9 protein-coding genes, 2 tRNA genes, 2 rRNA genes and 1 riboswitch are annotated in these 12,211 nt (G+C 49.7%); of the genes, 7 read left to right on the top strand and 6 right to left on the bottom strand.

What is annotated here, in order from left to right; genetic code table 11:
* Positions 1-55: 55 nt before the first annotated feature.
* From CYJ98_RS07075 to CYJ98_RS07050, 6 genes are all read left to right on the top strand, one after another.
* Positions 56-132 (top strand) — tRNA-Ile (locus CYJ98_RS07075).
* Positions 133-137: 5 nt separating this feature from the next.
* Positions 138-213, top strand: a tRNA-Ala gene (locus tag CYJ98_RS07070).
* 348 nt (positions 214-561) lie between these two features.
* Positions 562-3,450 (top strand): 23S ribosomal RNA (locus CYJ98_RS07065).
* Between the two features lie 95 nt (positions 3,451-3,545).
* Positions 3,546-3,659: ribosomal RNA gene (rrf, locus tag CYJ98_RS07060) — 5S ribosomal RNA — on the top strand.
* Positions 3,660-4,038: 379 nt separating this feature from the next.
* The gene (locus CYJ98_RS07055; RefSeq protein ID WP_317869910.1) at positions 4,039-4,326 is read left to right on the top strand and encodes a ComEA family DNA-binding protein; all 288 of its coding nucleotides are present in this window, start codon (positions 4,039-4,041) and stop codon (positions 4,324-4,326) included.
* Positions 4,327-4,508: 182 nt separating this feature from the next.
* Positions 4,509-5,003 carry a type IV pilin protein gene (locus CYJ98_RS07050; protein WP_167382852.1) on the top strand — a complete coding sequence of 165 codons (495 nt, stop codon included), beginning with the start codon at positions 4,509-4,511 and terminating at the stop codon, positions 5,001-5,003.
* A gap of 72 nt (positions 5,004-5,075) precedes the next feature.
* Here the strand turns inward: CYJ98_RS07050 and CYJ98_RS07045 are convergent, their stop codons facing one another.
* The 6 genes from CYJ98_RS07045 to metK form a co-directional block, all read right to left on the bottom strand.
* Positions 5,076-5,900, bottom strand: coding sequence for an undecaprenyl-diphosphate phosphatase (locus CYJ98_RS07045; protein WP_101755248.1), 825 nt, complete (start codon positions 5,898-5,900; stop codon positions 5,076-5,078).
* A 44-nt stretch (positions 5,901-5,944) separates the two neighbouring features.
* Positions 5,945-6,586 carry a thiol:disulfide interchange protein DsbA/DsbL gene (locus tag CYJ98_RS07040; protein WP_101755418.1) on the bottom strand — a complete coding sequence of 214 codons (642 nt, stop codon included), beginning with the start codon at positions 6,584-6,586 and terminating at the stop codon, positions 5,945-5,947.
* Between the two features lie 11 nt (positions 6,587-6,597).
* Positions 6,598-7,665 carry an SPOR domain-containing protein gene (locus tag CYJ98_RS07035; protein ID WP_101755249.1) on the bottom strand — a complete coding sequence of 356 codons (1,068 nt, stop codon included), beginning with the start codon at positions 7,663-7,665 and terminating at the stop codon, positions 6,598-6,600.
* A gap of 154 nt (positions 7,666-7,819) precedes the next feature.
* Positions 7,820-9,316 carry a YifB family Mg chelatase-like AAA ATPase gene (locus CYJ98_RS07030; protein ID WP_101755250.1) on the bottom strand — a complete coding sequence of 499 codons (1,497 nt, stop codon included), beginning with the start codon at positions 9,314-9,316 and terminating at the stop codon, positions 7,820-7,822.
* Between the two features lie 13 nt (positions 9,317-9,329).
* Entirely contained in the window at positions 9,330-9,650 is a 321-nt protein-coding gene (locus CYJ98_RS07025; RefSeq protein ID WP_101755251.1) for an accessory factor UbiK family protein, read from the bottom strand.
* A gap of 109 nt (positions 9,651-9,759) precedes the next feature.
* Positions 9,760-10,929: a methionine adenosyltransferase gene (gene metK, locus CYJ98_RS07020; RefSeq protein ID WP_049351011.1), complete on the bottom strand. Its 1,170-nt coding sequence runs from the start codon at positions 10,927-10,929 to the stop codon at positions 9,760-9,762.
* 173 nt (positions 10,930-11,102) lie between these two features.
* A riboswitch (SAM-I-IV-variant riboswitch) is annotated at positions 11,103-11,213 on the bottom strand.
* 108 nt (positions 11,214-11,321) lie between these two features.
* On the opposite strand from metK, the gene CYJ98_RS07015 reads away from it, so the two are divergent.
* Positions 11,322-12,200: a lysophospholipid acyltransferase family protein gene (locus CYJ98_RS07015; RefSeq protein ID WP_070625949.1), complete on the top strand. Its 879-nt coding sequence runs from the start codon at positions 11,322-11,324 to the stop codon at positions 12,198-12,200.
* The last annotated feature ends 11 nt before the right edge of the window (positions 12,201-12,211 follow it).

Genomic DNA, 12,211 nt, shown 5'->3' with positions numbered 1-12,211 from the left:
AGATGCGGAAGAGAAAAGCTTGAGTGAAGACAAGATTCGCTTAAGAAGAGAATCCGGGTTTGTAGCTCAGCTGGTTAGAGCACACGCTTGATAAGCGTGGGGTCGGAGGTTCAAGTCCTCCCAGACCCACCAAGAACGGGGGCATAGCTCAGTTGGTAGAGCACCTGCTTTGCAAGCAGGGGGTCATCGGTTCGATCCCGTTTGCCTCCACCAAGAACTTTACAAATCAAAGGAAGCCTGCTATACTTAGCAGCTTATTTTGATTTGCGAAGTGAAATATCGACGCATCGATCTTTAACAAATTGGAAAGCCGAAATCAACAAACAAAGACAATGAGTTTGTTTTGATTTTTTGTTCTTTGCAAAGGATAAAAAATCTCTTGCAAGAGAAAAGAAAACAAACACAGTATTTGGGTGATGATTGTATCGACTTAATCCTGAAACACAAAAGGCAGGATTAAGACACAACAAAGTAGTAAGCTTTATCAAAGTAGGAATTTCAAGTTTGCTTCCCTAGTCAACGGGTAGGCAAACGAAGTCAAAGAGGTTCTTGAAATGATAGAGTCAAGTGAATAAGTGCATCAGGTGGATGCCTTGGCGATGATAGGCGACGAAGGACGTGTAAGCCTGCGAAAAGCGTGGGGGAGCTGGCAATAAAGCTATGATCCCGCGATGTCCGAATGGGGAAACCCACCTCTTAGGAGGTATCCTTATCTGAATACATAGGATAAGCGAAGCGAACCCGGAGAACTGAACCATCTAAGTACCCGGAGGAAAAGAAATCAACCGAGATTCCGCAAGTAGTGGCGAGCGAACGCGGAGGAGCCTGTACGTAATAACTGTCGAGATAGAAGAACAAGCTGGGAAGCTTGACCATAGTGGGTGATAGTCCCGTATTCGAAATCTCAACAGTGGTACTAAGCGTACGAAAAGTAGGGCGGGACACGTGAAATCCTGTCTGAATATGGGGGGACCATCCTCCAAGGCTAAATACTCATCATCGACCGATAGTGAACCAGTACCGTGAGGGAAAGGCGAAAAGAACCCCGGGAGGGGAGTGAAATAGAACCTGAAACCTGATGCATACAAACAGTGGGAGCACCCTTGTGGTGTGACTGCGTACCTTTTGTATAATGGGTCAACGACTTACATTCAGTAGCGAGCTTAACCGAATAGGGGAGGCGTAGGGAAACCGAGTCTTAATAGGGCGAACAGTTGCTGGGTGTAGACCCGAAACCGAGTGATCTATCCATGGCCAGGTTGAAGGTGCCGTAACAGGTACTGGAGGACCGAACCCACGCATGTTGCAAAATGCGGGGATGAGCTGTGGATAGGGGTGAAAGGCTAAACAAACTCGGAGATAGCTGGTTCTCCCCGAAAACTATTTAGGTAGTGCCTCGAGCAAGACACTGATGGGGGTAAAGCACTGTTATGGCTAGGGGGTTATTGCAACTTACCAACCCATGGCAAACTAAGAATACCATCAAGTGGTTCCTCGGGAGACAGACAGCGGGTGCTAACGTCCGTTGTCAAGAGGGAAACAACCCAGACCGCCAGCTAAGGTCCCAAATGATAGATTAAGTGGTAAACGAAGTGGGAAGGCCCAGACAGCCAGGATGTTGGCTTAGAAGCAGCCATCATTTAAAGAAAGCGTAATAGCTCACTGGTCGAGTCGTCCTGCGCGGAAGATGTAACGGGGCTCAAATCTATAACCGAAGCTGCGGATGCCAGTTTACTGGCATGGTAGGGGAGCGTTCTGTAGGCCGATGAAGGTGCATTGTAAAGTGTGCTGGAGGTATCAGAAGTGCGAATGTTGACATGAGTAGCGATAAAGCGGGTGAAAAGCCCGCTCGCCGAAAGCCCAAGGTTTCCTACGCAACGTTCATCGGCGTAGGGTGAGTCGGCCCCTAAGGCGAGGCAGAAATGCGTAGTCGATGGGAAACAGGTTAATATTCCTGTACTTGATTCAAATGCGATGTGGGGACGGAGAAGGTTAGGTTAGCAAGCTGTTGGAATAGCTTGTTTAAGCCGGTAGGTGGAAGACTTAGGCAAATCCGGGTCTTCTTAACACCGAGAAGTGACGACGAGTGTCTACGGACATGAAGTAACCGATACCACGCTTCCAGGAAAAGCCACTAAGCTTCAGTTTGAATTGAACCGTACCGCAAACCGACACAGGTGGGCAGGATGAGAATTCTAAGGCGCTTGAGAGAACTCGGGAGAAGGAACTCGGCAAATTGATACCGTAACTTCGGGAGAAGGTATGCCCTCTAAGGTTAAGGACTTGCTCCGTAAGCCCTGGAGGGTCGCAGAGAATAGGTGGCTGCGACTGTTTATTAAAAACACAGCACTCTGCTAACACGAAAGTGGACGTATAGGGTGTGACGCCTGCCCGGTGCTGGAAGGTTAATTGAAGATGTGCAAGCATCGGATCGAAGCCCCAGTAAACGGCGGCCGTAACTATAACGGTCCTAAGGTAGCGAAATTCCTTGTCGGGTAAGTTCCGACCCGCACGAATGGCGTAACGATGGCCACACTGTCTCCTCCCGAGACTCAGCGAAGTTGAAGTGGTTGTGAAGATGCAATCTACCCGCTGCTAGACGGAAAGACCCCGTGAACCTTTACTGTAGCTTTGCATTGGACTTTGAAGTCACTTGTGTAGGATAGGTGGGAGGCTTTGAAGCAGAGACGCCAGTCTCTGTGGAGCCGTCCTTGAAATACCACCCTGGTGTCTTTGAGGTTCTAACCCAGACCCGTAATCCGGGTCGGGGACCGTGCATGGTAGGCAGTTTGACTGGGGCGGTCTCCTCCCAAAGAGTAACGGAGGAGTTCGAAGGTTACCTAGGTCCGGTCGGAAATCGGACTGATAGTGCAATGGCAAAAGGTAGCTTAACTGCGAGACCGACAAGTCGAGCAGGTGCGAAAGCAGGACATAGTGATCCGGTGGTTCTGTATGGAAGGGCCATCGCTCAACGGATAAAAGGTACTCCGGGGATAACAGGCTGATTCCGCCCAAGAGTTCATATCGACGGCGGAGTTTGGCACCTCGATGTCGGCTCATCACATCCTGGGGCTGTAGTCGGTCCCAAGGGTATGGCTGTTCGCCATTTAAAGTGGTACGTGAGCTGGGTTTAAAACGTCGTGAGACAGTTTGGTCCCTATCTGCAGTGGGCGTTGGAAGTTTGACGGGGGCTGCTCCTAGTACGAGAGGACCGGAGTGGACGAACCTCTGGTGTACCGGTTGTAACGCCAGTTGCATAGCCGGGTAGCTAAGTTCGGAAGAGATAAGCGCTGAAAGCATCTAAGCGCGAAACTCGCCTGAAGATGAGACTTCCCTTGTGGTTTAACCACACTAAAGAGTCGTTCGAGACCAGGACGTTGATAGGTGGGGTGTGGAAGCGCGGTAACGCGTGAAGCTAACCCATACTAATTGCTCGTGAGGCTTGACTCTATCATTTGAAGAACTTCAAAGATAAAAGCTTACTGACTGATTCAGTCATCACCATTTATACTGATTAAGGCTTTACCGATTTGTAACAGTTTAAGTTTGGCGGCCATAGCGAGTTGGTCCCACGCCTTCCCATCCCGAACAGGACCGTGAAACGACTCAGCGCCGATGATAGTGTGGTTCTTCCATGTGAAAGTAGGTCACCGCCAAACACCCATTCCGAAGCCCCCGACTGATGTCGGGGGCTTTTTACATGCCTGTCGTTTCTGTCGGTTTGGCGGCAGAATTGGGGTAACAGGTGTTGGGACCAAACATTGGGGTAGTGATGTGCCGGTGTTTATGGAGTAGTCGTGCATCTTGGTATTGGAATCGGAAATATTTACCCTGTTGTTATTCTTGCACAAAAGTACCGAAAGTTACGGTTAACCGTTTGGAATATTTGAAATTAAACGGTATTTGCGTTATTATGTCGTATGCATTTATATGGAGTAGGGCCGTGTTCTACTGTCGTGTGGCAGTGTCTGCGGGGAAGTAAAACCGTCCTGCAGCCGGCCCGGTTGATTCAATCCAACACGTTATAGGAAAACCCTGATGAAGAAATTTTTATTTGGTGTCTTTGCCACCGTGTGTACGGCATTCTCTTTGGCTGCCGTGAATGTCAATACGGCCTCTTCTGCCGAGCTGGAGGCATTGCCGGGTATCGGCCCGGCTAAGGCGAAAGCGATTGTGGAATACCGTCAGAAGAACGGTGCGTTCAAATCGGTGGAGGAGCTGAAAAACGTGAAGGGCATCGGTGATGCGGTGCTGAACAAGTTGAAGGCGGAGGCGACGGTTTCTTCTGCCGCGCCTAAGGCTGCACAGCCTGCCGTGAAAAAATAAGCCGGACTCTGCCTATATGCCGCCCTGCGGCCGAACCGTTTGCCGGTTGGGCCACGGGGCGGCTTTGTTTGGGGGTGGCAATGAGAGCTTGGACCACTGGGGGCTTTATATTGGGTAAAGGGATAAACGGATAAGGTGCCTCTTGTTGGATAGGGATATAAAAGATAAAGGGAATTAAAGATATGTACTTAAAAACATTTGTTGGCAAACGGAATGGAGCAACTGTGCAGAGGGGGTACTCTTTGATACAGCTGTTGGTGGTGATACTGCTGGTTTCGATCTTGGCAACGGCGGCCTTTACGGCCTATCGGGAGTCAGTCCGCTCGGCCAACTTGCGTGCGGCTCATGCCGCCCTGCTGGAAAATGCGCGCTTTATGGAGCAGTTCTACACAAAAAAGGGCAGCTTTAAGCTGACGTCGACGAAGTGGTCGGAATTGCCGGTGAAGGAGGCGGGCGGTTTCTGTATCAGGATGAGCGGTCAGGCTAAGGGCATCCTGGAGGGTAAGTTTACCTTGAAGGCGGTGGCGTTGGACAGGGAGGCGGAACCGAGGGTATTGCGTTTGAACGAGTCGTTGACAGCAGTAGTGTGCGGGAAGATGAAGAGTAAGGGAAGCTGTACGGACGGCGAGGAGATATTTAGGGGCAATGATGCGGAGTGTAAGCCTTTTATGGGGTGACAATCGAGTGGAAAGGAGATAAGAAAGTAAAAAGGACGTGCACAGGCACGTCCTTTGGTGGGGGAGGATGGGTTATTCGCTCCAGCTGACCCAGCCCAGTATCCAAGTAAGGAGAATCAGACCACCAAATACAATACGGTAGTAGGCAAAAGGAACATAGTTTTTACTGGAAACAAATTTCAGCAAAGCTTTTACTGCCAATAAACCGGCGATAAATGCTGCGATAAAACCGATGGCAATTTGTCCGACATCTTGCAAGGTAAAAAGTTTGTAGTTTTTTAAGATGTCGTAACCTGTGGCCGCAATCATCATTGGTACAGCAAGGAAGAATGAAAATTCGGTAGCCGTTTTACGCTCTAATCCCCACAGCATACCGCCCATGATGGTACTGCCTGAACGTGATGTCCCAGGGATAAGGGCACAAATTTGGGCGCATCCTACAACAAATGCGTCAATTGGGCGCATATCATCGACATGGTTTACTTTAGGTTTGGCTGTTGTTTGGCGGTTTTCAACCCATAAAATAAAGAAGCCACCTAATACCAGCATGGTAGCAACGGTAATCGGGTTGAAAAGATGCAATTTAATTTGTTTACTGAATAAGAGGCCAACAACCGCAGCTGGTATGAAGGCAATAAATAAATTCAGTACAAAGCGATTGGCTGTTCGTTCTTTACCCAGCCCTTTTATGATATGGGTGAATCGTTGGCGGTATTCGAATACGACGGCTAATACTGCACCGAGTTGGATGGCAATTTCGAATACTTTACCGTTACTTTGGAAATTCATTAAGTCGCCAAATACAATCAAGTGACCGGTACTGGAAATAGGGAGAAACTCGGTTAAACCTTCGATAATACCGAGAATAAGTGCTTTAAATAAAATCAGAATGTCCATAAGTTTTCAGACGGCCTTGAGGCCGTCTTTCTTTTGTTGAATAGTTAAAGTGGTTTTGAGGATTGTTCGCGGCGGACTTTGATGATGAGCTCGTCTATGGTTTTCATACCGACTTTCCAGTCGGTACCGTTGAAATTGACTTTGTATTTACCACCGACGATGACAGTTGGTGTGTTTTCAATTCGATAAGTTTCCGTCAATTGCTGCATTTTTGCAGCAGCCGATGCGGCAGCAGGATTGTTGTAGGCTTGAAGCAGTTTTTTACTATCAAAACTCGTTTGTTTACCCACCCACGATCGGAATACATTGGTATCGGCCAGGTTAATTTTTTGTTCGTAAACTGCTTTGAAGATGACTGGATTGGCTTGATATTTCAAACCTGAAAGATTGACGGCTGCGGCAACCTTGGCCAAACCCAACATTTCAGGCATCCAAACGACGTGCTCTGTCCGTAAGGAAACATCTTTAGCGAAGGTTTTACTGTGTTGCAACAAAACCGGATCGAGATGGTAACAATGAACGCAGAAGTAGCCGAAAAACTCAAGCACTTCAATTTTTCCGGCTTGTTGCTGCGGGATAGGACGACTAAGAACAGTATAGTCCACGCCTTCGGTAGCAGCCTGCGCACTCAGACTGAGCAGGCTCAGGCTGAGTGCGGCAATGGTTTGTTTTATACGCTGCTTCATCAGTGATTCCATTATTTGCTAGAACGAATCAAGCCGTTGATATTATGGCCTTGCAGGTTTTTTTGCAGTTTTACAGCAGCTTCCTGCGGCATGGTGTTACTTTGAACTCGGTAAATGGTTTTGTCGCCGTTTTGCGATTCAACCACTTTGGAAGAAACACCTAAAATAGCCAATTTCGCACGTTGTGAATCTGCGCTGGAACGGTCTGCATATGAACCAAGTTGCAGGAATACCTTTTTACCGCTGTTGGCAGCTGCTTCGGCTTTTTCTGCTGACTGTTTACTTGCAGCGTTGCTGCTTTCTTTTGTTGAAGAGGCATTTGCTGCTTTACGTGCTTTTTCGATACTGCCGCTGTTGAGGATTTGCTCAGGTGTCGGCTTGTTTTGTTTTTTGGCTTCGGCTGCTTTTTTTTCAGCCAATTTGCGCTCGGCACGCTCTTTTTGTTTGTCGGTAAGTTGGTCGGCCGCTTTTTTGTCTTTTGCAGTTTTATCAGCAGCTTCTTTTTCAGCTTTGGCTTTTTCTGCGCGTTTTTTTTCTAATTCGGCTTTTTTCTCGGCCAGTTTTTTCTTGGCGGCTTCTTTTTCTGCTTCCGCTTTTGCAGATTTTTCTTTGGCTTCACGTTCGGTTTTGTCGGCGGCAGTTTTGTCTGCTCTTTCTTTGGCTTCGCGTTCAGCTTTATCGGCGGCGGCTTTTTCAGCTTTTTCTTTGGCTTCACGTTCTGCTTGTTCGGCTTTTTCCTGAGCTTCTTTTTCCGCTTGAGCTTTTTCTTCAGCTTCTTTGGCAGCCTTTTCAGCCTCTTCTTTAGTTTTGGCTTCTTTCTCAGCAGCTTCTTTTTCAGCTTTGGCTTTTTCTTCATCTGCTTGGCTGGACGAATTGTCGGTAGCAGGGCGTTTCTCTGCTTTGTCTTGAGGCTTCAGGATTTCAGGTTCTTCACTTTGTTTAGGCTGGGTCAGCTCTTTGAAAACGTTTTGGTTGCCTTGGTTCAGGAAGAACAAAATACCGGCAATAATACCTGTTGCCAGTATCAGACCGAAAAAGAAACCGGCCAAGCCTTTGCCATATTGTGTAGATTTTTTCATGACTTACCTTGTAATAATGTGTTCAGACGGTCTGAAGGGAGACTGTCTGAGTTTGGATTCGATATTTTATCAATAACCGTTATGGACGGCAAAATCCTGATGCTTTGTTTACTCTAGTTTTACTTAAACATAAAGATTCAGGCCGTCTGAAAAGTTAAAGGGCGCGACGGAAGCCTATGGCTTTCATCACATGGGTTTTGCTGACTTCTTCGTCCCCTGCCAAATCGGCCAGCGTACGGGCGACGCGCATGATGCGGTGGAAACTTCGGGCGGAAAGGGATAGTTTTTCGAGCATGGTTCCCAAGGCTTCTTGCGCTTCTTTTTGAATACGGGCTTTGCTATCGAGCTCGCTGACACTCAGTTCGGCATTGACTTTGCCTTGTCGGTTGTATTGGATTTTGCGTGCGACGGTAACGCGTTCCAATACGGTGGCACTGGATTCGCCTGCTTCTTGTTGCATCAGCTCGGCAGCGGAAAGGCTGGGTACTTCGATGGTTAAATCAATACGGTCGAGCAATGGCCCTGAAATTTTGTTGCGATAGCGGGCAACACTTTCAGGCGTGCAACGGCAAGGTTTGGACGGATGGCCAAGATAGCCGCAAGGGCAGGGGTTCATGGCGGCGACAAGTTGGAACTTGGCCGGATAAACTGCTTGGCGTGCGGCGCGGGAAATATGGATTTCGCCGTTTTCCAAAGGTTCGCGCAACACTTCTAATACTTTACGGTCAAACTCGGGCAATTCGTCTAAAAACAACACACCGTGATGCGCCAATGAAATTTCGCCCGGACGTGGGTCTGAACCGCCACCCACCATGGCAGCCGAGCTGGCACTGTGATGAGGGCTGCGGAAAGGACGGTTGCTGTCGAGTTGCTGTTGATGGTTGGGCAGGAGAGAACGCAATGCCCATACTTCGACCAATTCATCTTCGGTCAAAGGCGGAAGGATACCGGGCAAACGTTGCGAAAGCATGGATTTGCCTGTACCCGGCGGACCCATCATCAGCAGGCTGTGTCCGCCTGCCGCTGCGATTTCCAAAGCAAGGCGAGCGGTATGCTGGCCTTTAACATCGGCTAAATCAGGAATTTTACTTTGTTCAGACGGCCTTTGTGGCAGTTTGCATTCGGTTTGTGTCAACGGTTCGATGCCGTTTAAATGGGCGGCCACTTCGCCCAAAGAACGCGCTCCATAAACCGCGATACCGCGCATAACGGCAGTCTGTTCGGCGTTTTCTTGCGGCAATACGAACGAACGGCCTGCCTGCATTCCCTGCCATGCCATGGCCAGTGCGCCGCGCACGGGACGCAGCAGGCCGGATAGCGCCAATTCTCCGGCAAACTCATATTGGGAGAGCTTTTCAGGATTGATTTGTCCCGATGCGGTAAGAATGCCTAAGGCAATCGGCAAATCGAAACGGCCGGATTCTTTTGGGAGGTCGGCCGGTGCGAGGTTGACGGTAATTTTCTTGGCGGGAAAGTCGAAGCCGCTTTGGATAATGGCGGCACGCACACGGTCGCGGCTTTCTTTGACTTCAGTATCGGGCAAACCGACGATATTGAAATGTGGCAAGCCGTTGGCAAGGTGGGCTTCCACTTCGACCACCGGCGCATTCATGCCGCTTAAGGCGCGGCTGTAAACCAAAGCAAGCGACATGTTTCAGACGGCCTTATTCGGCAGCTTTGGTTTGTTGTTTGATTTCGGCAACAGCTTCTTCCGCAGCGACTTCGGCCGCTTTTAAAGCCGCTTCTTCAGGCTCTTGAGCGGCTTCGAGTTTGGCCAAACGGGCTTCCAATTCAGCCAGTTTGGTACGGGTTTTAATCAAAACCTGTTGTTGGATGTCGAATTCTTCGCGGGTCACCAAATCCATGCGGTTGAACGCGCTGCCGAGCATGGCTTTAACGTTTTTTTCCATGTCTTTGGCAGGGCTGTTGGCGATGGTTTCGCTGATTTTGGAGCTGACTTCTTCAAAAAGTTGTTTGCCGAACATAATCCGTATCCTTTATTCAGAATGTATATAGAAATTCAAGTAGCTATTGTATAAGGAAAAAGGCCGTCTGAAAACGTTTTGCTTTTCAGACGGCCTCAAATGCGGAAGTTTACACGCCTGCGGCTGCTTTTAATGCGGCTGCTTTGTCGGTGCGCTCCCAAGTAAATTCAGGCTCTTCGCGACCGAAGTGGCCGTAGGCGGCGGACTTGCTGTAAATCGGGCGCAGTAGGTCGAGCATTTGGACGATGCCTTTAGGACGCAGGTCGAAATGTTCGCGAACCAGGGCAATCAGTTTTTCTTCGCTGATTTTGCCGGTGCCGAAAGTATCGATGGAAATCGAAGTCGGTTCGGCAACGCCAATGGCGTAGGAAACTTGGATTTGGCATTGGGTTGCCAAACCGGCGGCTACGATGTTTTTTGCAACATAGCGGCAGGCGTAAGCGGCGGAACGGTCCACTTTGGACGGGTCTTTGCCGGAGAATGCACCGCCGCCATGCGGAGCTGCGCCGCCGTAGGTGTCGACGATGATTTTACGGCCGGTCAAACCGCAGTCGCCTTGCGGGCCGCCGATAACGAAGCGGCCGGTCGGGTTGATCAGGTATTTGGTTTCGTCGGTCAGCAGTTCAGACGGCAGAACCGGTTTGATGATGTGTTCGATCACGGCGTTTTTCAGCTCTTCGTAACCGATAGACGGATCGTGCTGGGTAGACAGGACGACGGTGTCGATGCGTTTTACTTTGCCGGTTTCGCTGTCGTAAACCACGGTCAGTTGGGCTTTGGCATCAGGGCGCAACCAAGGCAGGCGGCCGTCTTTGCGCAATTCGCTTTGGCGTTGCATCAGGCGGTGGCTGTAATAGATGGCAAACGGCATCAGGGTAGGGGTTTCGTCGCAGGCATAGCCGAACATCAAACCTTGGTCGCCCGCGCCTTGATTCAGGTCGATGCCTTCGCCTTCGTTCACGCCTTGGGCGATGTCCGGAGATTGTTGGTCGTAGTACACGCCGACTGCGCAGCCGTTGGCGTCAAAGCCCAGCTCGGAGGAGTTGTAGCCGATGCGTTTGATGGTTTCGCGGGCGACTTTGATGTAGTCCACTTGGGCAGTAGTAGTAATTTCGCCTGCCAATACACACAAGCCTGTGTTGACCAAGGTTTCTGCGGCAACACGCGCTTTTGGGTCTTGCGCCAAGATGGCATCCAAAATCGCATCGGACACTTGGTCGGCAACTTTATCCGGATGGCCTTCGGATACCGATTCGGAAGTAAACAGATATTCGCTCATTGCTATTCTTTCATTAAAAACAGGCTGCTGTGTTTTCAGACGGCCTTTTATTTCGGACAGCGGAAATCATAACAAAAACTCCGCTTTTTCTCTATACAAGTGAGAAACATTCGCACTTGCCTGCTGTTTCGGAATCCTGTTGCACGTTTCTTACAGGCAAAAAAATTCCCGCATTAAGCGGGTTTGGATTGCTCTGGCGAGCCACATCGGTTTTTCAACCGTCCACCTTACCTTTCCGTTTGAAAAGCAGGTTGGCATGGAATTCCCAACTCTTAATGCAGCGCGGATAGTAGCAGAAAAGCAGGTGTGCCGCAATATATTTGCCCGAAGTCTGTTTTGTTCAGACGGCCTGTTTCGTTTACAATCTGTCCACTTCATTTTGGTAAAACCTTATGCAAACGCTTGTTACCTTTGTTTTTAAATTTTTGGCCGCGCTGCCTTTGGCTTGGTTGCACAAATTAGGCAACCTACTCGGCAGTTTGGGTTTCCGCGTGCTGTCGAAAGATCGCCGGCGGGTATTCGAAAACATGAAACTTGCCGGATTGAACCCGACGGACGAGGCGGTAAAAAAAGTTTTTCGTGAAACGGCAAAAGGTGGCTTGGAATTGCCGGTGGCGTTTTTCAGACGACCTGAGGAAATTGAAAACCTGTTTGTCAGCGTCAATGGTTGGGAACATGTTCAGACGGCCTTGAGCGCGGGTGAAGGTTTGCTGTTTATCACGCCGCACATCGGCAGCTATGATTTGGCGGGCCGCTACATCAGCCAGCAACTGCCGTTTCCGCTGACGGCGATGTACAAACCGCCTAAAATCAAGGCTTTTGATGCGGTGATGCAGGCAGGGCGCGTGCGCGGCAAAGGCAAGACTGCGCCGACCAGTATTCAGGGCGTCAAACAAATCATCAAAGCGCTGCGCGGCGGCGAAGCGACCATTGTGTTGCCGGATCATGTGCCGTCTCCGGAAGAAGGCGGCGACGGCGTGTGGGTAGACTTTTTCGGCAAACCTGCCTACACCATGACGTTGGCGGGCAAGCTGGCGCAAGTCAAAGGCGTAAAGGCTTTGTTTTTCTGCGGCGAGCGTTTGCCCGACGGCAAAGGCTTTGTCCTGCACATCGAGCCTTTGCGCGGCGAATTGAACGGCGATAAGGAGAACGACGCGCGCGTGATCAATGAAAATACCGAATATTGGATACGCCGTTTTCCGGAACAATATTTGTTTATGTACAATCGCTACAAACATCCCGAAGGCGCGCCTTTCCCGCCGGAAATATAGGCTTGCCGAAT

The organism is Neisseria perflava, from assembly GCF_002863305.2.
Taxonomy (GTDB): Bacteria; Pseudomonadota; Gammaproteobacteria; order Burkholderiales; family Neisseriaceae; genus Neisseria; species Neisseria perflava_A.
Note: the sequence above shows the minus strand (reverse complement) of the source record. Positions and strands in the feature narration are given on the sequence as shown.

Bases quoted from the DNA above. Each gene is read 5' to 3' on its own strand.
- CYJ98_RS07035 (WP_101755249.1), bottom strand. From the start codon at position 7,665: ATGAAAAAATCTACACAATATGGCAAAGGCTTGGCCGGTTTCTTTTTC.
- CYJ98_RS07055 (WP_317869910.1), top strand. From the start codon at position 4,039: ATGAAGAAATTTTTATTTGGTGTCTTTGCCACCGTGTGTACGGCATTC.
- CYJ98_RS07015 (WP_070625949.1), top strand. From the start codon at position 11,322: ATGCAAACGCTTGTTACCTTTGTTTTTAAATTTTTGGCCGCGCTGCCT.
- metK (WP_049351011.1), bottom strand. From the start codon at position 10,929: ATGAGCGAATATCTGTTTACTTCCGAATCGGTATCCGAAGGCCATCCG.
- CYJ98_RS07040 (WP_101755418.1), bottom strand. From the start codon at position 6,586: ATGAAGCAGCGTATAAAACAAACCATTGCCGCACTCAGCCTGAGCCTG.
- CYJ98_RS07030 (WP_101755250.1), bottom strand. From the start codon at position 9,316: ATGTCGCTTGCTTTGGTTTACAGCCGCGCCTTAAGCGGCATGAATGCG.
- CYJ98_RS07045 (WP_101755248.1), bottom strand. From the start codon at position 5,900: ATGGACATTCTGATTTTATTTAAAGCACTTATTCTCGGTATTATCGAA.
- CYJ98_RS07050 (WP_167382852.1), top strand. From the start codon at position 4,509: ATGTACTTAAAAACATTTGTTGGCAAACGGAATGGAGCAACTGTGCAG.
- CYJ98_RS07025 (WP_101755251.1), bottom strand. From the start codon at position 9,650: ATGTTCGGCAAACAACTTTTTGAAGAAGTCAGCTCCAAAATCAGCGAA.